This window comes from Bacteroidota bacterium (assembly GCA_013360915.1).
In the GTDB taxonomy this organism is placed as follows: Bacteria; Bacteroidota; JABWAT01; order JABWAT01; family JABWAT01; genus JABWAT01.
Genome location: JABWAT010000013.1, coordinates 36,803 through 54,870 on the forward strand (window position 1 = coordinate 36,803; position 18,068 = coordinate 54,870).

The window sequence follows — 18,068 nt, forward strand, 5'->3', positions numbered from 1 at the left end:
GGGAAACCGGCCCGGCTGTTTTCAGTTCGTTTTCAGGGTTTATCTGTGTCGACTTCTTTTTGCATCCAGCGCATCTTTTTCATGACCGGTGCCATTCCCGGTCCGAATCCCGGTCCAGGCATGTCGGTCCATTCAAGCCGCTGCTTTTCGGTCAGTTGCTCCGAAATTTCGATTTTCTCATCAATCCGCAGCTTTTCCATTTTCAGCTCGACTGCATTCATTTCTTCGGCCAGCTTGTATGCATCCGATTTATTGATTTTATCGGCAGACATGACGGTGCGCATTTTCGCCCGCAGTTCACCCATCTGGTTTTTCAAAGGTTTTAACTGCTTACGGTATTTGAACCGGATGTCATCAATTTTCTTCTCCTGTTCGGGAGTCAGATCAGGAATGAATCCGATCATATCGGGTCCGTCGCCACGTTGAATGATGATTTCATGTTCCTGACCGGGGGCCATGGCTTCCATCTGGTCGGGGCCTCCTTTGACAATCACCCGTTTCTGAACTGTTTCCTGAGCAGTCAGACTGGTGGCAATGAGCAGACCGGCGAAGGTGAAAAGGGCAAGTTTGGTTGTCATATCAGATCTCCTTGTTTGATTGGTTCTGATGGTTCAGATGCCGCAGAGGCAGATAAACTTGCGGGGTGAGGAATTTTTTTTTTCAGTCCAGTCCCACCATCAGCCGGAAAGTCTCCTTTCCTGGCGGTATGGACTTCAGATTGTTCATGACCAGAACCGACCGGTCGATGCGTTTCTGCACATCCTTAACGCTGGAAACCCAGGTGATAATCCATCGTTGTTTGCCCGGGGTGAGTGCATGAAACCGTTTGTCTGATTCGGGATCCTGATCGAGCAGGACCTGAAGTTCTTCCGGCATGGGAAGTCCGTACGGACTGGTGTCTTTTTCCATCCGGACGGTGATCGTGGCGCCGGCCTGGGTTCCTGCTGCTTTCATGTTTTTGGTGCTGAACATGATGTAGGCCATGCCATTGCCATAAGTCATCAGTCCGCCCTGCCAGGTCACCCGATCATTAACGGTGACCAGAAAACGTCCCTTAAACGTTCCGCCAAAATGGGAAACCACATCGGCCGGAATTTCGACGCAATGCATGTTCAGGTACCCCAATCGCCCGACCCGGGTGGTGAACGTCAGTGGTCCGCTTTCCATAAGACGGTTGGCTTACAGTTTCATCAGCAGGAATGCTTCGCCCTGATGAATGACCATACGGCCGGACTGAACCGGCTTGTAACCATCCACATTGGCGAGAAGAACCTGCCACTTTCCTTCGGGCAGAAAGCATTCGCTCGGGTGCCGGTGGTTGCTGTTCATGGCCACGAAGAAGTTCGGCTCATCGAAAGCGGTTCCGACCAGTTCGAAAAACAGGGCCAGTGAGTTAAGTGAGGGGAAGAAATTGATATCCCGGTGAGAAGCAGCCGTGAACACCCGGAATGTTTTCTTCAGCCGGATCAGCTGACGGTAGAAATCGACCAGAGACTGGTTCAGATCGGCATGCTCAAAATTGATATAGCTGGTGTCGTTGTCCTTATCGTAGGAATTGGAACTGATTTCACCCACCTGCGGGTCGTGAATCGAGGTGGGAGCAACCACCTGACTGCGGCCATACTCCTGGCCCGAATGAATCATCACATTTCCTTGTGCAGAAAAAAGAAACAGGGCGGCCAGTTTATGCAGTTTCAGCTCATGCTCATTCAGACGGGCATGTTCTTCAAGATTGTCGATTTTCTGTCCGTGACGGTATTTCCCGATTCCAATCCGGATGAAATCACCAAAGGTGTGATCATCGTGGCTTTCGAGATAGTTGATGGTGTGCTCGGCCTTGTGAAACGGACCGCCATCGACCCGCAGCGATCCGCGGATGTAACGGACCAGCGAGAAATAGTCGTTGTGATGAAAAAACCGGCCGAACACGTAACCCTTTACATCGTCCTGCGGATGAAATCCTTTCAGGCCATTCCGGATCTGGTCGTTCCAGCCCGCCCAGCCGATATCAGAAAATCCGTTGGGATCGTAGCCGCCCCCCCACGGTTCGGCAATCATGATCACCGCCGGATTGATTTTCCGCGCCTCGGCAAGCACCTGCGCACAGGTTTCCTTATCGATCAGCTGAGCGAGATCGAAACGGAATCCGTCAATGTGATACTCGGTCATCCAGTGCCGCACACTGTCGATGATCAGACGGCGGGTCATGGGACGTTCGGTTTTCAGATCATTCCCGCATCCGCTTTCCGACAGGGGATTTCCGTGTGAATCCAGCCGGAAGTAATATTTTTTATCAATCAGTTTCAGCGGATTGTAGTCGTATTGTGAGACGTGATTGTACACCACATCCATGATGACGGCCAATCCCTCACTATGCAACCGCCTCACCATTTCCTTCATTTCGGAAACCTGCCGGCCCGAAGCCCCCGTCCGCTGACCCGGATTCAAATGTCCATCCGAGGCATAGTAGCTTTCAGGAGCAAAGAAATAACTGGTCATGTAGCCCCAGTGATTTCGGGCGTACGGATTCCAGGTATTAAACACTCCCGTATCGGACTGTTTCTGGTAGGGTGTTTCGATGTTGCCGAATTCCATCAGGGGAAGAAACTCGACAGCATTCACTCCCATGTGTTTCAGGTGAGGAAGACCGCCGCGCTGAGAATCATCAACAAAACCCAGATAGGTGCCCGGTGCAGAACATCCGGCCGACGGATGAACCGTCATGTTGCGGAGATGAGCTTCGTAGATGATGAGTTCATTCCGCGGAATGGCCACCGGATTGGTATCCTTCCAGTCAAAATCGAACCGGCGGATCAGCGTTCTCGCCTGATGGTGGAACGTGTTCATGGTGGTGACAGCCGGTGAGTACGGATCTGCAATGATCACTTCCGGATTGAACCATTCCCCGTCTCCCTGACGGCCAAAGACCCGGTACCCATAGGCATACCCATCTAGACTTTCGGGGAAAAACAGTTCCCAGACCCCCTCCTCATCCCGGTTCATGGTGTGCTCGGTATAATTCTCCGAACTGGCATCGGCAAAAAGCACCAGCCGGACCTCGGTGGCACGGGGGGCAAACACGCCAAACCGTGTGTAGGTGTCTGTTAATTCATAGCCAAGCGGTTTTTCGCTGAAAAGACTGTCCAGCCAGGGATCCTGATTAAGCAGCCGTGGTTCACACCCGCCAATGCTGATCCGGTACACTTCATCCCACCGCATCGGACTGGTTTCGATCATGAGACCATCGTACGCCTGACTGACAGAAACCACCTGAAGACCGGGCAGAAACTGTATATGACCGAATTCGGGTAAACCATGAAGTCCCTGTACACGCACAAAGACGGTGGTCAGACTTAACTGATCAGCCGATACAATCGAGACAGAAACAGGGGAATGGGAGAAGGGATGACCTTCTGAATGGGGACGTTCAGCAAACATGTGGGACTTTCAACACACCAGAGCAACCGCAAAAAATTTCTGCAAGATGGGAAAAATCCCCACACCAAATACTCACCATGTCGTCAAAAAATGTTAAAATCGGTTTTTGTTATGTATACAAATTGTCATCATGTGATGGAACCGTCTTAACTTGCATTTTTGTTCCGGATCCAGTCACATTTTTTGGATTTACCCATGAAACCGGTTCCCGTTACCTTATTTCTCCTTACCTCCTTCCTGACGGCCTGCCGGCCCGAAGGCCCCGCCCCACGCATGATTGACTCGATGGGGATCATGGTTCCCGCCGCCGATAACCGCGATGTGACCTTTACCGATAAAAGGACCGCCTACTACTATGTAAAATCCCATCAGACCTCTGTTGAATGGTTCTCCGGATGGAACATTGCCACCCACCGGGTGCTGCAGGATTACACGCTTCTGGTGGATGGTGACAGCCTGAAACGCCCCGAAGCCTCCGTGACTGTGTATCCGCATCAGTTGGTGAGAGAATGGGGAGAAACCGCTGAAACGTTCCGGATGTATGACAATCTGAGGGTGCTGGAAGTCGGAATCAGAACGCCGGGTGAAGAAATCTCGATCATTCCGGATGGCTATCAGCTGGCGTGGAGCGAATCACGGGATGATGTGGCGTTTTACAACTGCATCGAATCGGCCAATGGTCTTCTCATCGGAGTGGCACCAGTCAATGCCCAGCCCCTGCGGGTGGAAGGGAAACGCAGTCGCCCGACCCTGACGACCAACGCCGCCTCGGGTGGTTTTTTCCTCATTGCCGATTCATCCAAAGCACGGATCACCGACCTGCTGGCTTCCATGCGTGCCAACCGGGCAGCACTTGTTGCCGCGCGGGAATCCCGGATGGAAAACCTGCTGGCCACCAACTTTTTCCGGTCGAATGATGCCAGTCTGGATTTATCCCTGAAATGGACCCTGCTCTCACTCGATGCCCTGATCACCCGCCAGCGCGGTGATGGGATTTTTGCCGGACTGCCATGGTTTAACGATTACTGGGGCCGCGATCTGTTTATCACCCTGCCTGGCGCGACGCTGGTAACCGGACAGTACGGAGTGGCCCGTTCCATCCTGATGTCTTTTGCCAACTTTCAGAACAATCAGGAACAATCTCCCGATTACGGTCGGGTTCCCAACCGTCTGCGTCCGGATGATATCATCTACAACACCACCGACGGAACACCGAGATTCGTGATTGAACTTCTTAATTACATTCATTATTCGGGTGACACCACCCTGGCCTGGATTCTGTATCCCAAAGTGAAAAAGGCCATGGAAGGTCCGCTGAAATACCGGGTGGATAAAAACGGTTACCTCACTCACGACGATGCCGATACCTGGATGGATGCAAAAATTGCCGACAGAATTCCGCTCTCTCCCCGCGGAAACCGGGCCAATGACATTCAGGCCCTGTGGTACGGGCAGCTTCGTGCCGGAGCAGAAATTGCACGCATTGCCGGTTCCTGGGAAGATGCACGTGCCTGGACTCAGCTGGCCGATCAGTTGCGGTCCCGGTTCCAGTCCGATTTTGTTGATGAATCCCGGTTGCTGGTCGCCGACCGGTTGCTGAGTTCAGGGAAACCCGATTACAGCCTCCGGCCCAACCAATTGTTTACATACGATCTCATCCGTCCGGATAGTCTTCGCTGGAAACTGACCCGGAAAATCTGGGAGGATCTGGTTTATCCGTGGGGAATCGGTTCACTGAATCAGTCCCATGACAATTTCTACCCGTACCACACCAGCTGGCAGGGTTACCGGTCCGATTATCATAAGGATTGGGCTTATCACAACGGGTCAGTCTGGCTCTGGAACAACGGCATCATTCTTCAGCGCATGATTGAAGGGTTTCAACCGGATCCGGCTTATGCACTCTGGCGGAATCAGGCCCGGTTGGCCATTGAACCTCCCGGGGCTGTCGGTGCCATGCCCGAATTGCTCGATGCCTTTCCGCATGAAGGGAAAACCCAGCCGAGCCTGAGTGGCACCTTTTCTCAGGCCTGGTCCATGTCAGAGTTCCTGCGCGTCTGGTATGAAGGATTTCTGGGCATCCGGCCGGATGGCCGCAAACGCCAGGTGGTGCTCATGCCGCAAATGCCAGACAGTCTGTTTTCTCTCGATTACCGGGTTGGTTTGTTCGATGGTCAGTTGAGCGGCAGTTTTCACCGGTCGCTCGAACACATCCGCTGGACCTGGAGTGTGGATAGTCTTTCCTCTGACCTGACCCTGATTATCAAATTTCCCGGATTTGAACCAGTCCCGGCCGTGGTCTATACCGGGGAAAAAGTCGTTGTCACCATCGAGGGCACGAAACTCAAACTGGATCTGATCGATTCCACCGGCTCTTCCCGCGCCGAACGGGTGTTGTTTATTAATCCGGCTGAACAAGCCATCATCGATCAGGCCAACCGGATTTTTGCCGGCATGACCTTCGCACAGCCCGCTCCCCGTCCGCGATACCGCGGAATGGATGGTCCCCCCGTCTGGAGGGAGTGAGAAAAGGCAGGAGACAGGAGTAAGGAATTCAGAATTCAGAATTCAGAATTTCTCCCCCTCCGGCGGAGGGGGAGAACCTTGTGATGGGTTCGGTCTTTTCCAATCAGCAATAACCGGCATTTACCGTTCTCTGCTCACCGATTTCTGATCACCACTCACCACTCACTCCCGTGATCCTTTCCCCGTATACCGGTCCTCCATAAAACCCAGTCCGGCCATGATCATGGGGATGGATTTCTCGACACGTGACAGGCGTGTTTGTGCTTGTTTGGCCTGTGAGATGTGCAGCTGATGACTGCGGCGCCGGCCTGGCGTTAACGCCTCAAACGCTTCTTTCAGAAAGGGATCCGATTCCAGCCGGTCAGCCAGTTCGGATGGCATGGGGAACTCCGATTCCGGTTGACGCGGAATGGGAACTCCCGACAATTCCACCTCAATTGCATCGAAGAGATAGGCCTGTAAGACGTCCTCTTTGCCTTCAATATCAGCCATCGAGGTAAACCGGATCTGCCGGCCCGCCTGTGAATGTTCACCTGCCTTGGTCAGCAAGCCTTCCGGATCCTTCATGAGTGCCCCTTTGAAAAAGGCCAGCGCACAGTACTCCTTAAATGCCCCGAGGATGACCACATTCTTTCCGTTCAGGGTGTAACAGGCCACACCCCATTTCCGTTCTTCGGTCAGATCACATTGCAGAATGAGTGACCGCAACACCGCCATTTCCTGCTCCCATCGGTGCACTTTGCACTGCGGGGTGCCGCCATGCTCGCAACGCATGCATCCATCGGTGAAATAGGAATCAACATCGGGATTGGGATGTGACATGGAGCCTTCCTGTTTTAAATGGCGGAAAATACACCGGCCGTTGCGAAACAGGCAAGGGAAGGGCAGAATCGATGCAAATCGCCCGGCAGGATCGGTGTTATTTTCCGCTCACATCCGGAATGTCATCCAGATGGTAGTACACGGGTAACCCTCGTTCCTTTGCCAGCCGGACGTCCTCGTCGGCGCCTTTTGAGGCCCCTTCCAGCCGGAGAACCGCATCGCATTTTTCGAGCAGCCGGTGAGCGACCGGGTATTGGATTTCATCCCAGATGGCATCGCCGATCCGGGTGGAACCGGCCAGATGCATCAGCGGCAGGGCCACCCATTCACCGATCACGGGAAGATGACCCTTTCTGAACAGCGGAAGCGCAACTGATTCGAGCCGGTCCAGGTTCTTTTTGATTAAAACAGGGTCATCGTTGGTGCCGCCCCGGTAGGGACCGGCGATTAAAATCATCATAGCTATGTGGGTTTTGGTGTGTGTTGAGATGCTCGCCGGTAATCGGTTAACCGGCGTGTGATCAAAGATACAGGTGTGTCATTCAGGACCGGGGTGCAGAGATGGGGTAAAATGAAGGGGATGGGACTGTTAAAGAAACCTGTTCAATGGATTTGGGTTCCATGCTGATTGACAGGTGATCTCAAATTCAACGGTAAGTCTGACGAGAGAGAGTCAGTTCTTACCTGATTGATATATCCAGTTTCCTCCCCAATCCTGTTTCGACGATTTTTCTTAGTGTGGCCAATTCCAGATCGGATCGGTCGTTTTCAATCCTTGAAATATAGGCTCTGGTGGTTCCGCTCCTGATTGCCAGATCCTGTTGGGTCATGCCAGACTTTAACCTCTCTTCACGTACCAGTTGCCCGATTTTGCTGGAATGATCTGATTGTTCCGGCTTGCTGAACTTCAGCAATACATCCGCCCCGATTTCAAAGGGAACCCTGACTTTCCGGCCATCCCGGTTGGTTATGAATTGATCGACCGTTTCCCACGACAGGGTATGGTTCTGAAGCTCAACTTTTGAAAATTGGTCAGGATTAAAGAGCACAAAGGCTGGTGACTTTTCTGACACACCAATTGACTTAAACACCTGGTGAAAGTCAATGAGTCGGGATTCCCCATTATTAAAAACGACCGATACGGTTAATTCCTTTACCCAGTTGATTTTAATGATCCGGGGGATTTTAATACGTTGTCTCATTTTAAATCCGGATTTAATTCATAAAAAATGGCAAGTGCCCACTCAGAGTGTTCAGCTAACCAGTTAAAAACCAGCTTAAGCGGTTTTTTTGGTAAATAACCAGCATAAATCTGCCTGGTTTCAATCACGATTAACGCTTCATGGTCATTGTAAACTGCATGAATGTGCGGAGGACGATGCTCCCCATTATAAACGTGAATCTTGATACCATTGAAACGATCAATTAAAGGCATGGTAGCGTTCGTATAAGCGAATGTATCTAATTAGGTACACGTTTTCAAGTTTCTGAATAAACCAGTCAGTCTGACGACGATTTTGGTTGGGAAGGGGTTCTCATGACCGGATGGTCAGCTTTTTGCCTGCTATCCGTTATCAATAACGATATCATACCTGTTCAGCAATCCTGGCAAACCCGCTAAAGAAAAACGTGTCTTTTTCAGGCGGTTCAGCTCCGGATCAATGGAATAACCATAGGCAGTCCGGAAGTCGGCATGCTCAAGGATGGTACGGTCAAACACTGCTTTGGACAGATCGCACAGATCGAATACCACACTGGTCAGATTGGCTTCGGTGAAATCGGATTCCTTTAACTGACAATTGCGGAAAACCGTGTTCCGGATATCCTTCCTGAAGAAGGTTGTATGATTCAACTGACAATTTTCGAATGAAAAGGCCAGTCCGAAGTCATTGCAAAACTCGAACCGGAGTCCCAGCAGTTTGCAATCCCTGAACCGGACCTCCCGGAAGGCGGTATGGTCGAGCCGGGCCAGACTGAGATTGCAATGGGTAAACGTGCAATCCGTAAAAACGAAGTCGGAAAGGTTGGAATTGGAAAAGTTGCAACTGTCGAACCGGCAGGCTTCATACTCGCCCTTTTCTATTGAGTCGATCCGGTCGAAGGTTTTATCGGAGTGGTAAGTTTCCTGCATGGGGCTGATTGAGTTGTCCTGGTAGAAGGTTGGCTGTTGTCTGATGTAAATCGGGGTCTGGTGAAGGAGGTTCAGGACTGTTCATCATTCAGTGAATGATATCCTTGTTCACTCAGTTTCTTCAGTGCCTCTTTCATGGCCTTCACCTGTTCTGCCGGATGGCCTATCCATACGGTCACTTCACCAACCACTCTGAAAGGTTCCCTGGAGCGATATGATTTTGTCGGATTGCCCGGAAACTTTTTATCCGTCAGATCCGGGTCATCTTCGATTGCTCCGGTGGGCTCTGCCAGGTAGATTCTTTCCGGACCGTCACCAACGGCGAGTTCAGCTCCCCAGATGGCAGCATCCAATGTGGCAGACAGAAAAATAAAGGGGGCGTTTTTTCGCTGTCCGTAGTTTGAATGGAAACCGGGCTTAATCAGGTCACCGATTCTGAGGTCTGCCTTGGTCCCATGAAAATAGGTTTGGACAAACGGAGTGGCACCGGCTACGGGTGTGGGTGCATCAGGCTGTGTGTTTTCTGAGGTCATCAGGGCATTATATATTAAGTATTGAAAAGTGTGTGGTGACCGGGAATTTACTTAGTCTGGAATCTGGGTATACTGCTGAGCAACGGCCACCCATCGGCCATTGTCGTAAATGAACGTATACATGTCACGGCCATTGAAGCGCCGGGTCTCGCCGGCCGAAGTCAGGAATTCCAGGGTGTAATAATAGGTCACAACTGCGGTTTTGTTTTCATTATACAACTGAATCAATGGGTCTGTTTCGATGAATGAAATGGTTTGTGCATAATTGGCATAACTTTGATATGACTCAATGATGCTGGCTTTTCCTCTCATTCTTTCCGGTGTATCCGGCAAGAAAATAACCATATCCGGGTGAATGAATAATCCCAGACTATCCATGTTTTCGGTGATAGCCCAATGGCGGTTAATGGTCTTAACCGTGTTCCATGCCTCTGTTTTTATTTCATCATCCGTTAGATTCTGGCAATGGCCGGATGTATAAAGAGTCAATGCCAGGAAGGTTGAAAACACGTATTTAATGCTCATGGCTCGCCTCTGGGGTAAAATGTTCCGCAGGATGGTTGTATTATCAATTTGTGACCAGCAGAAAAGTGTGGGTTCGGGTCACCCGGTTGTCGCCGGTATTGTATCATGGAAAAGGACCGGATGAAAAGACTGAGGGTTGCACATTACGTTGCCTCATGAATAACGTTTTGCAGCTACCCGAAGGGCGGGACTTTTACCACAAAACATGATTTGAAAAACAATTGCTTGATTAACCACAAAACTGTCTTTGGAACATGAAACCCCGCCTTTTGGGTAGGTGCTGTTATGCGGTCGGCTTTCTTGTATTACCATTGTTTCGTTACGTTTTTAAGTTTATCTGTCTCGAAAATAAGTGAAACTCTGTCAAGCGAAATTGTATCAGAATTGAAGTCCATATATTCAAAAAGTCTATGGTCTTTTAGTTCGCTTTTAATCGCTGATTTTGTCAAGTCAGTTTCATTTATGATTTCAATAAGCTGGTCAAGGTCGTTTTCTGTGTCTGTGTAACCTTCATTTTGGTAAGTCATTGTCACGCCATGGTCAATAATTGAATAAACGGAAAAAACTGTCACGGCAACCAATAGTGTCAAGCAATACCAAAACGCAATTTTCCATTTATTCATTTTTTGTGTTTTTGTTTTTTGTCCAACGTCTGCCAATAGTCCAAAGAAAAATTGTCAATGAAATGTGGAACACCCAATAAATGAAAGTCCCAATGACTTGTCCAACCTGATAACTATCTAATTGACCGCTAAATATTTTGATAACCCCGACTATGGCACCAAGAAATTTAGCAAGTTGTCCAACGATTGCAAGCGTCAGTATGATAGAAACTACTATAAAAATGTATCCAAATATTTTTCTTGTTGTCATTGTCTGTCTGTCGTTTTAAGCTGCCGCATAACGGTTTGGCGGTATGTTTTTGTTGCCGATTTCGAAGCACTGTCCTGTCAAGTTACACGAAAGTTTATTAGATGCACAAACGCTGAAATACCCACTATCTCGGCAATAAAATATACCGCCTGTTATGCACTGGCGGTTCTTGTCTGTCCGTAGGTTCCTGTCAAATTGCTCTTTCATATTAAACTTGTCAAATTACTACTTCATTTTCTTTTCTGTCTGTGTCGCCCGTGTGCTGGCGTGTTTTAATTTTTTCTTTTAAGCGTGGGAGAAAAATTTTTAAATTCATCTCTTGGGTTGGCTTTGCAAGCTCTTTGACAAAGCTTTGGTTGAAGCGTTGGCTTGCGGGGCTTTGGCAATGTGCTTGCAAATGCGTGGGTTTTAATCTGCTTTCCATCTTAACTCAAATTGATCTGGATTCAGTTTCAATATCTCTTTTATATTTTTACCACCAATTGAACTCATTCCTTCCATCATTCCAACCATCGTACTAGCAACTAAAGATTGAGCCATTACGCTATCATTCTTTTTCAACCAATTTTGAGGGCTAAATATTTTTCCACTTAATTGGGCTTGTTGATTAGCGCTCTTTAATGCTTGATTTAAACAAGTTGAAGCATAATGCAAAATTTCTTTACCATATTGCTCAACAATGGCTAATGTTGCAGATGGAAATGGAACCTTATCACCTTGATTATTTGCATAGGCAATTATTGAAGATATTGAGAATAGAATGTGGAATCTCACATAACTTTTTGTTGCTTTCAGTAAATCGTCTAAGGGCAAATTATCCCAATCCTTCATTATTATCGAATCCCATTTCTTTAATGCTAAAACAGAAACTGGATTGTAGTCGGACTTAAATACGTTTCTATACAGTTCATCGAATAGTTTTTTCTCATTGTAAGAAATATTTGGTCTTTGGCATTGCCAAGCCATTACTGTTTTAGCAAAGTCCGAAACATCAACAACTTTACTTTTATCTTTATTGCCAGGTATTTCCATACCCCTTTGATTTATTAGTAACCCATCAGGATACATTGCTTCATAAGCACGCTTCAAACTCAAAATAACACGATCGTTACTCTTTAAATCACGTGGTTTAACGGCGCTTTGGCTATTTGTATTTATGCTTATTTTATCTGCTAAGTCCTTTTGCGGAATCTCATAAAACCTGAATAAAATAAAACTTGTTTCTTTTTCAATTCTTCTTACATCTTCAGAGCATTTATAAATTGTCGTTAAACTTTGGCAACCGTTTACTACATTTAGATCAAAACATTCAAGTGATGTTTTGGCTTCGTTAAGTTTGAATTCTTTACAGATAGCTGTAATACCGTTATGAGAAAAGAAAAAATCTTGCGGTCTATCACTTTTGATTGACTGTTTTATTTTTTTATTTATTGTATTCCAACCTAAAGATTGCCTTACGTTTTTTCTAAAAAGCCTTTGATCGGATATTCCAGGAAATTTCAAACATTCACTTAATGGCAAGGCAACAATAACACTCCTTGTACCTTTAATATCAAATGACATTACTTTATCACTTTCAATTTTTATGGTATGATTGATTGCTGGCAATTCTTTAGACTCAGCATCGGTTAATCTTGTTTCAATAACTTCTGAATCAACAAGAGTTATATTTGCATTGAAATCCTTTGATTGTTCCAATTTTTCAGCAAACACTTTAAAATCGCTGTCAGCAGCAGTTGTAAGTTTCCCGGTGGTCAATAATTCAAATGTAATATCGTATTCATCATCTAATGCCTGTCTCAGAGCTTCAATCCTTTCCTTTAGCTTATCATTACCATCCGTTTGTAATGAATGTAGATCTTGAATTCTAACCCATGCAGATAAAATTTCTTGTAAAGGGCCACTGTCAACATTTCCAGATTCATAAAATTTGCCTTGAATAATCAGAATATTTCTGTTTTCATCATCTATAACCAGAGCATCTATTTTTTTATCGTTTGCACCATCAACAACGCATATTTTTGTTGCTTGTGGAGATTGTAAAAGAACTCTTCTGACGTACCAAGCAACGAATCTAAATCCATCATTAGAAAAATGATCCTGATAAAATTTATCATTACTTATTTCTGATTTTATCTTCTGTAGTATGCTCATAATATTTATTTTTCAAGTTGATTCATTAATGTTGATTTCCAGATTTTATACTTTTCGTCTTTTATTGATTGGAAAAATGCTGCAATATCGCTTCCATCATCGGAAAGGAACTTGAAATAATACCGTTCTTCCAATTTACCTTCTTCCAATTTCTTGTTTAAATTATCAAAATGCACTTTACCATCTCTGTATTTCGCTTTGTTCTTATTGCTGTCATCATCTTTCTTTTTGGTTTCAATAACGAGGATGTCATTTGTGCCTTTTACTTTCAGGAAAAAGTCAGGATTGAATGTTTCGTTCTTAACGTGAGTTCTTGCTTTAGTCTCCGGTTTGTATGAATATGGGAAACCATAAAATCCCTTATCAGCCGATTTTAGGAATGCATCAACCAATTCAATATTCAGGAAAAGTGTTTTTGCAAATTCAATTTCAGGAGTATATGAAACGTACAATGAATTAAGACTTGTTTTAAATTTTGATTCGTCAACCTTTTGCAAGTGCTTATTTATTTCTGTCTGAAGAGATGCTAATTCGGCAATTTTTGAAGCAATTGCAACCTTGTCGGAATCGGGCTTTGATAAGTCAGCCGTTAAATCTGCTATTTGTTTATCAAGACTGGTATAGGTTTTAAACAATGTCTTTTCATCGTCTTTGTAAAAGTCAATTGTTTTTTCTGTGTAGAACAAAAATCCATTTCTCTTCAAACTGTCTTCGCTGAATGAAAGTGATGGAAAGTGTTCTGGGTTTATTTCAAAAAGTGCATCAGAAACATTTGATACCCTTGGCACTTCTTTTCCGGTTTCTCTGAACATTGGGCCAAATGCCTGTTGAGCTGATAAATAGTTTTCCTTGCTTAAAAAATCATTCTCATACCCTTTATCTTTCAGTTCTTTTTGAATGGATGTTTTTAATTTCCCTTTTGGATATTCTTGAGCAATTTTTGGATCTTTATCTTTCAAATATGTGTAAAGATTGGTAACTGCCTGATCAATACCGTAAACCTCTTTTTCTTCAAATACATAACTGATAGAATTATATTGAAAATCGGCTTTGTATTCCGACACTTTTCTTTGTGGATTAAAACCAAATGTCTTTGGGGATTGTGCTTTTTCTTTTTTGGTTTCTTTTGTTGTTTCCTTTGGCTCATATTTCAGGTTATGCAACTTGAAAGCATATTTACTTCTGCTTTTATCATAACCCCATGAAAGCCGGTTTTCTAATTCCAATATCTCATTATATAGGTTTTGGATTTCGTGATTCCACTTCTCGTGATTATTTACTTTCAGAAAAATTTTATCCGCACCAATGGCATCTTTAAGGTTTTGTGGTATTCTTAAACCACGACCTAAGACCTGTGCAATAAGCAATTTTGAATTAAAAGCTTTCTGTTTGTGAGGCACTACCTGAAATACATTTTTCACATCCCAACCTTCTGTAAGCATTGCGACTGAAATAATCCATTCAACGGGATTTACTTCTTTAGGATTATCTACCGATTTTAATAATTTCAGATTGTCTTTTCTGATACTCTCTCCGGCTCTGCCTTCTTTGTCCTTTGATAATATTGGAGCAATTGCTTTGCCATCTTTCGTGTCTTTCCCAGGCAATCCAGATGTTACCCAAATTGCATTTGTTGCAGCTTCTTCAAAACTAATTTTTTCTTTCTCTGAAATAAATTTCACCAATTCATTCCATTCAATTATTACTTCTGCTATGCTGGCACATACAACTATAGAAATAGGTTTTACATATTTACCGTATGTTTTAATATTTTCCTGGTGTACTGCCCATATTTGTTGATAGCCCTTATCATCCTTGTATTCATCAAAAGTTTTTGGGTCAACTTTTTTTACAATGCCTTTGTCAACGGCTTGTTTTAAGCCAAACCGATATATGACATCATTAAAATAGTCGTTATTATCTGAACCATAGTAAGTTGTACCGGTTACATTTACGATGTATTTAAAATTGTATTCCTTGTCTTTCAGAAATTCAATCCATTTTTTATCCTTACTGTCTGCTTCACCTGAAAAAATATGATGTGCTTCATCATTCATAACTAAAACACTCTGACCTTCGCTTTTAAAACTTGCCTGAATTGATGAACCAGTCCGCTGATATGTTGCGTGTATGTTTTCGATGCAAATGTCGTTTGGCAAAATAGTTTCAGAAGCATTTTTGATTTCCGGTTGAACATATTTTGGGTTAATCGCTTTCAAAATATCAACCAAATCCTTACGGCTGTTAAGTGTTTTGAATTTATCTGTTAATCCTTCTTCTATGGTTAAAGACGGACAAAGCACCAATACCTTATCAATAGCTTGCTCGCAAAGCATTACCTGAGCAATACCAAACATTAAAAAGCTTTTTCCTGAACCTGTTGCCAAGTCCATTGAGCAGGCTTTGAATTTTCTTAATGGAATTGCATTGTCCGACAAATAATCATCCTTGCTTGGATAACGGTCTTTTATTTTAGGATTTTTTAAATAGTTTTCCTTTGCTAAATCTTCCATTGTTTTATATTTCTCGGAGAGAAGAAAACCAACGGCAGATTTAACTGCATCACGATGAAAAGAATAATCATCGTTGTACAATGCTTCAAGATAGGTGTCGTATTTATTCAGGATGTCATTAACGGCATCATCATCGAATTTTAATACCAAATCGGTATTGCGTATGCTTATACTCATTATTTAAAATCTTTTTTGTCTAAAACTAATTTTTTCTCGTTACCGTATTCATCAATCAAAATGACTGCAAGCTTTGCTTTTTTCCACTTTTCCGCATCAATGCTGATTTCAACAGGAGTTGTTTCATCTTTTACCAAGTCTTTTCCCCAAAGGTGCATATCCATTGTAAACGGGTCGGCTTCGTAATCAAGGTCAATTAAAACCAATGAAAGTGTTTCAAAATTTTTAAAATCCTCCGGAGAATAAAGCAAACCATCAGAATAAAATTCACTCAACCTGATTGTAAATTGGTCTGTTTCAAACATTCCTTCTTTCTTTTTCTGCTTATGCAAATTATATTTCACTTGTGGCTGAGAAACAAAGTCAAAGCCAAACGCATCTATAACTTCGTTAACATTTTCTTCTGATTTGGGTTGTTTGAAACTGCTTAACTCTCCGCTTTGAATAAGTCGGATAAGAACAGAAACAGGAACTTTCAGAAAAGTGTAAACAGTATCGCCCAGCTTAATTTCATCCTGCATAAAGTTAATGCTTTGCGTAGGTGCAATCACATAAAAACGTTCACCGGCTTTCCCTTTCAAATAACTGTGCAATTCCGAAACGTAATCTTCATCAATGGCAATTTTTTTCTTTTCAGGATAATTCCAGATGTAAGCACTATGAACACCAATGTAACCATCAACATTAAAGCCGTTAATACTGTGTTCATTTTTTCGGACTTCAAACAACTTCATTACAAATTCCTTGTATTGCTCCCAATGAAGATTTAAAATATTCTCTTTATCATAAACACCTGCCGTCAAATATGAAAATGTTTTAGTGTTTATGATTTTACCCGTCTCATTTTTGCCTTTTGACTCAATAAATAAAAATTGAATTTCGATGTCGTTTATTTCAAAACAAATATATCCCTTTTCATTTTCATATAATTCTTCATCAGTAAGTTTAAGTTGGTCTCTGTTTAATGATAAACTTATAGTTTTTTCCTTTGTAGTTTCTTTAATGAATAAAGTAAGTTTCTCAAGATAGTTATAGTCTATACTTTTTATCGCTTTTATTGATTTGTCTGTAAATATTATACTTATGCTATTAGAGAGAGCTTTTTCAATATCATCTAAACGTTCAATTTCGTTCTGTTTTTCGTTCTGTTTACCTTCTATTTCAGAATGTAAATTAAGAAGTCTTTTCTGTATAGAGTATATGGATAATTTTCCGCAATCTATACCAATCCACTTTCTATGTAGTTTTTCCGCAACAGATAAAGTTGTTCCACTACCAGCAAAACAGTCAATTACAATATCACCTTCATTTGAAGATGCTTTAATAATTCGTTCAAGAAGCCTTTCAGGTTTTTGAGTTGGATAATTTCCTTTGCCACCCTTCATACGTCCTAAATCCTGCCAAATATCTTGAATTACTTGCCCAGATTTTATTCTATCTTCCAAATACACAACTCTACATCTTTGAGCACCTTTAGGATATTGTGGGAGGAATAAATAACCAGTCTTAAGTTTTTCCTCCATTTCTTCTTCTGTTCCAATCCACTGCAATCCCTTTTTGGGTATTACTCCTCTCCAATTAAAATATTTATCTTTATTACTTCCTTTCCAAGTAGCCCTTTCAAGTTTTAAAGGTTTTGCTCCAACTGGCAAAGGAAATTTCAGTTTTACGATTTTCCCATCTTGCAATTTCATCCATGAATACTCTTTCAAAGCACTTTTGGACATTGCTGTTGTAATTCTATCCCAATAATAATCTGCTTCCCCTTTAGTATAATAATAGATTACATCATGAATATTCCCATATTTATTTTTAGCATCATTATGAGGATCCGACCTTTGCCAAATAATTTCATTTCTAAAGTTTTCCTCACCAAAAACTTCATCCAAAATTGCTTTTATATAATTTCCCTTTTTATAGTCAAGATGGAGATATAAAGAACCACCATCTGCTAAAATTTCTTTAAGAAACACAAGTCTTCTTCTTATAAACTCAATAAATTTTGAACCAGCAACTTTATCAGCATAAGCTTTTTCCTTGTCTTTCATAAAGTCGCTTTTTGTAGCAAAAGGCGGGTCAATATAAATGAGTTTTATCTTATTTCTCAGTCCGTATTTGTTTGGGCCACCTTCTTTCAGGTCTTCGTAAAGAGATTTTAGTGCAAGTAAGTTGTCGCCAAAAATGAGCATATTCCGCCAACCGTCCTCCCATTCGTTGCCTTCATTAAAAACTCTCACTTCCTGCAATGGGGCTTCAAGTGTATTGGTCAAAATACTTGCTCTTGGTTCTTTGTCAGCATAAACCAGTTCGTATTCTGCTTTAACTTTTATGTATCCTTTTTTGTCGTTTGCCATTATATCAAAATATCTAAATTCA

17 protein-coding genes are annotated in these 18,068 nt (G+C 43.6%); 1 reads left to right on the forward strand and 16 read right to left on the reverse strand.

From position 1 onward, the window contains the following. Window positions 1–32: 32 nt before the first annotated feature. From HUU10_12375 to HUU10_12385, 3 genes are all read right to left on the reverse strand, one after another. The gene (locus HUU10_12375; GenBank protein NUQ82399.1) at window positions 33–578 is read right to left on the reverse strand and encodes a Spy/CpxP family protein refolding chaperone; all 546 of its coding nucleotides are present in this window, start codon (window positions 576–578) and stop codon (window positions 33–35) included. An 82-nt stretch (window positions 579–660) separates the two neighbouring features. Then, the gene (locus HUU10_12380; protein NUQ82400.1) at window positions 661–1,167 is read right to left on the reverse strand and encodes a DUF1905 domain-containing protein; all 507 of its coding nucleotides are present in this window, start codon (window positions 1,165–1,167) and stop codon (window positions 661–663) included. A 12-nt stretch (window positions 1,168–1,179) separates the two neighbouring features. Beyond that, the gene (locus tag HUU10_12385; protein NUQ82401.1) at window positions 1,180–3,438 is read right to left on the reverse strand and encodes a pullulanase; all 2,259 of its coding nucleotides are present in this window, start codon (window positions 3,436–3,438) and stop codon (window positions 1,180–1,182) included. Window positions 3,439–3,633: 195 nt separating this feature from the next. On the opposite strand from HUU10_12385, the gene HUU10_12390 reads away from it, so the two are divergent. Further along, window positions 3,634–5,964 carry a hypothetical protein gene (locus HUU10_12390; GenBank protein ID NUQ82402.1) on the forward strand — a complete coding sequence of 777 codons (2,331 nt, stop codon included), beginning with the start codon at window positions 3,634–3,636 and terminating at the stop codon, window positions 5,962–5,964. A 162-nt stretch (window positions 5,965–6,126) separates the two neighbouring features. Here HUU10_12390 and HUU10_12395 read toward each other — a convergent pair whose 3' ends face one another. The 13 genes from HUU10_12395 to HUU10_12455 form a co-directional block, all read right to left on the reverse strand. Then, window positions 6,127–6,786: a YdeI/OmpD-associated family protein gene (locus tag HUU10_12395; GenBank protein NUQ82403.1), complete on the reverse strand. Its 660-nt coding sequence runs from the start codon at window positions 6,784–6,786 to the stop codon at window positions 6,127–6,129. A gap of 97 nt (window positions 6,787–6,883) precedes the next feature. Further along, window positions 6,884–7,246, reverse strand: coding sequence for a DUF4406 domain-containing protein (locus HUU10_12400; GenBank protein ID NUQ82404.1), 363 nt, complete (start codon window positions 7,244–7,246; stop codon window positions 6,884–6,886). Between the two features lie 220 nt (window positions 7,247–7,466). Then, window positions 7,467–7,988 (reverse strand): helix-turn-helix transcriptional regulator, encoded by a 522-nt coding sequence (locus tag HUU10_12405; protein NUQ82405.1) that lies wholly within the window; start codon window positions 7,986–7,988, stop codon window positions 7,467–7,469. Further along, window positions 7,985–8,221: a DUF4160 domain-containing protein gene (locus HUU10_12410; protein NUQ82406.1), complete on the reverse strand. Its 237-nt coding sequence runs from the start codon at window positions 8,219–8,221 to the stop codon at window positions 7,985–7,987. The genes HUU10_12405 and HUU10_12410 overlap by 4 nt, the downstream gene beginning before the upstream one ends. A gap of 129 nt (window positions 8,222–8,350) precedes the next feature. Next, window positions 8,351–8,917, reverse strand: coding sequence for a pentapeptide repeat-containing protein (locus HUU10_12415; protein ID NUQ82407.1), 567 nt, complete (start codon window positions 8,915–8,917; stop codon window positions 8,351–8,353). 71 nt (window positions 8,918–8,988) lie between these two features. Then, window positions 8,989–9,450, reverse strand: a complete 462-nt coding sequence (gene arr / locus HUU10_12420) for an NAD(+)--rifampin ADP-ribosyltransferase (GenBank protein NUQ82408.1) — start codon at window positions 9,448–9,450, stop codon at window positions 8,989–8,991. Window positions 9,451–9,501: 51 nt separating this feature from the next. Further along, window positions 9,502–9,975 carry a nuclear transport factor 2 family protein gene (locus HUU10_12425; protein ID NUQ82409.1) on the reverse strand — a complete coding sequence of 158 codons (474 nt, stop codon included), beginning with the start codon at window positions 9,973–9,975 and terminating at the stop codon, window positions 9,502–9,504. A gap of 305 nt (window positions 9,976–10,280) precedes the next feature. Next, entirely contained in the window at window positions 10,281–10,598 is a 318-nt protein-coding gene (locus HUU10_12430; protein NUQ82410.1) for a hypothetical protein, read from the reverse strand. Next, window positions 10,591–10,848, reverse strand: coding sequence for a hypothetical protein (locus tag HUU10_12435; GenBank protein NUQ82411.1), 258 nt, complete (start codon window positions 10,846–10,848; stop codon window positions 10,591–10,593). Before HUU10_12435 ends, HUU10_12430 begins: the two co-directional genes overlap by 8 nt. A gap of 217 nt (window positions 10,849–11,065) precedes the next feature. Then, window positions 11,066–11,272 carry a hypothetical protein gene (locus HUU10_12440; GenBank protein NUQ82412.1) on the reverse strand — a complete coding sequence of 69 codons (207 nt, stop codon included), beginning with the start codon at window positions 11,270–11,272 and terminating at the stop codon, window positions 11,066–11,068. Next, window positions 11,257–13,002 (reverse strand): AIPR family protein, encoded by a 1,746-nt coding sequence (locus tag HUU10_12445; GenBank protein NUQ82413.1) that lies wholly within the window; start codon window positions 13,000–13,002, stop codon window positions 11,257–11,259. Before HUU10_12445 ends, HUU10_12440 begins: the two co-directional genes overlap by 16 nt. A 5-nt stretch (window positions 13,003–13,007) precedes the next feature. Beyond that, window positions 13,008–15,692, reverse strand: a complete 2,685-nt coding sequence (locus tag HUU10_12450; GenBank protein NUQ82414.1) for a DEAD/DEAH box helicase family protein — start codon at window positions 15,690–15,692, stop codon at window positions 13,008–13,010. Beyond that, complete coding sequence (locus HUU10_12455; GenBank protein ID NUQ82415.1) at window positions 15,692–18,046, reverse strand: site-specific DNA-methyltransferase; 2,355 nt, start codon at window positions 18,044–18,046, stop codon at window positions 15,692–15,694. The genes HUU10_12450 and HUU10_12455 overlap by 1 nt, the downstream gene beginning before the upstream one ends. Between the last annotated feature and the right edge of the window lie 22 nt (window positions 18,047–18,068).

Bases quoted from the DNA above. Each gene is read 5' to 3' on its own strand.
- HUU10_12375 (NUQ82399.1), bottom strand. From the start codon at position 578: ATGACAACCAAACTTGCCCTTTTCACCTTCGCCGGTCTGCTCATTGCC.
- HUU10_12380 (NUQ82400.1), bottom strand. From the start codon at position 1,167: ATGGAAAGCGGACCACTGACGTTCACCACCCGGGTCGGGCGATTGGGG.
- HUU10_12385 (NUQ82401.1), bottom strand. From the start codon at position 3,438: ATGTTTGCTGAACGTCCCCATTCAGAAGGTCATCCCTTCTCCCATTCC.
- HUU10_12390 (NUQ82402.1), top strand. From the start codon at position 3,634: ATGAAACCGGTTCCCGTTACCTTATTTCTCCTTACCTCCTTCCTGACG.
- HUU10_12395 (NUQ82403.1), bottom strand. From the start codon at position 6,786: ATGTCACATCCCAATCCCGATGTTGATTCCTATTTCACCGATGGATGC.
- HUU10_12400 (NUQ82404.1), bottom strand. From the start codon at position 7,246: ATGATGATTTTAATCGCCGGTCCCTACCGGGGCGGCACCAACGATGAC.
- HUU10_12405 (NUQ82405.1), bottom strand. From the start codon at position 7,988: ATGAGACAACGTATTAAAATCCCCCGGATCATTAAAATCAACTGGGTA.
- HUU10_12410 (NUQ82406.1), bottom strand. From the start codon at position 8,221: ATGCCTTTAATTGATCGTTTCAATGGTATCAAGATTCACGTTTATAAT.
- HUU10_12415 (NUQ82407.1), bottom strand. From the start codon at position 8,917: ATGCAGGAAACTTACCACTCCGATAAAACCTTCGACCGGATCGACTCA.
- arr (NUQ82408.1), bottom strand. From the start codon at position 9,450: ATGACCTCAGAAAACACACAGCCTGATGCACCCACACCCGTAGCCGGT.
- HUU10_12425 (NUQ82409.1), bottom strand. From the start codon at position 9,975: ATGAGCATTAAATACGTGTTTTCAACCTTCCTGGCATTGACTCTTTAT.
- HUU10_12430 (NUQ82410.1), bottom strand. From the start codon at position 10,598: ATGAATAAATGGAAAATTGCGTTTTGGTATTGCTTGACACTATTGGTT.
- HUU10_12435 (NUQ82411.1), bottom strand. From the start codon at position 10,848: ATGACAACAAGAAAAATATTTGGATACATTTTTATAGTAGTTTCTATC.
- HUU10_12440 (NUQ82412.1), bottom strand. From the start codon at position 11,272: ATGGAAAGCAGATTAAAACCCACGCATTTGCAAGCACATTGCCAAAGC.
- HUU10_12445 (NUQ82413.1), bottom strand. From the start codon at position 13,002: ATGAGCATACTACAGAAGATAAAATCAGAAATAAGTAATGATAAATTT.
- HUU10_12450 (NUQ82414.1), bottom strand. From the start codon at position 15,692: ATGAGTATAAGCATACGCAATACCGATTTGGTATTAAAATTCGATGAT.
- HUU10_12455 (NUQ82415.1), bottom strand. From the start codon at position 18,046: ATGGCAAACGACAAAAAAGGATACATAAAAGTTAAAGCAGAATACGAA.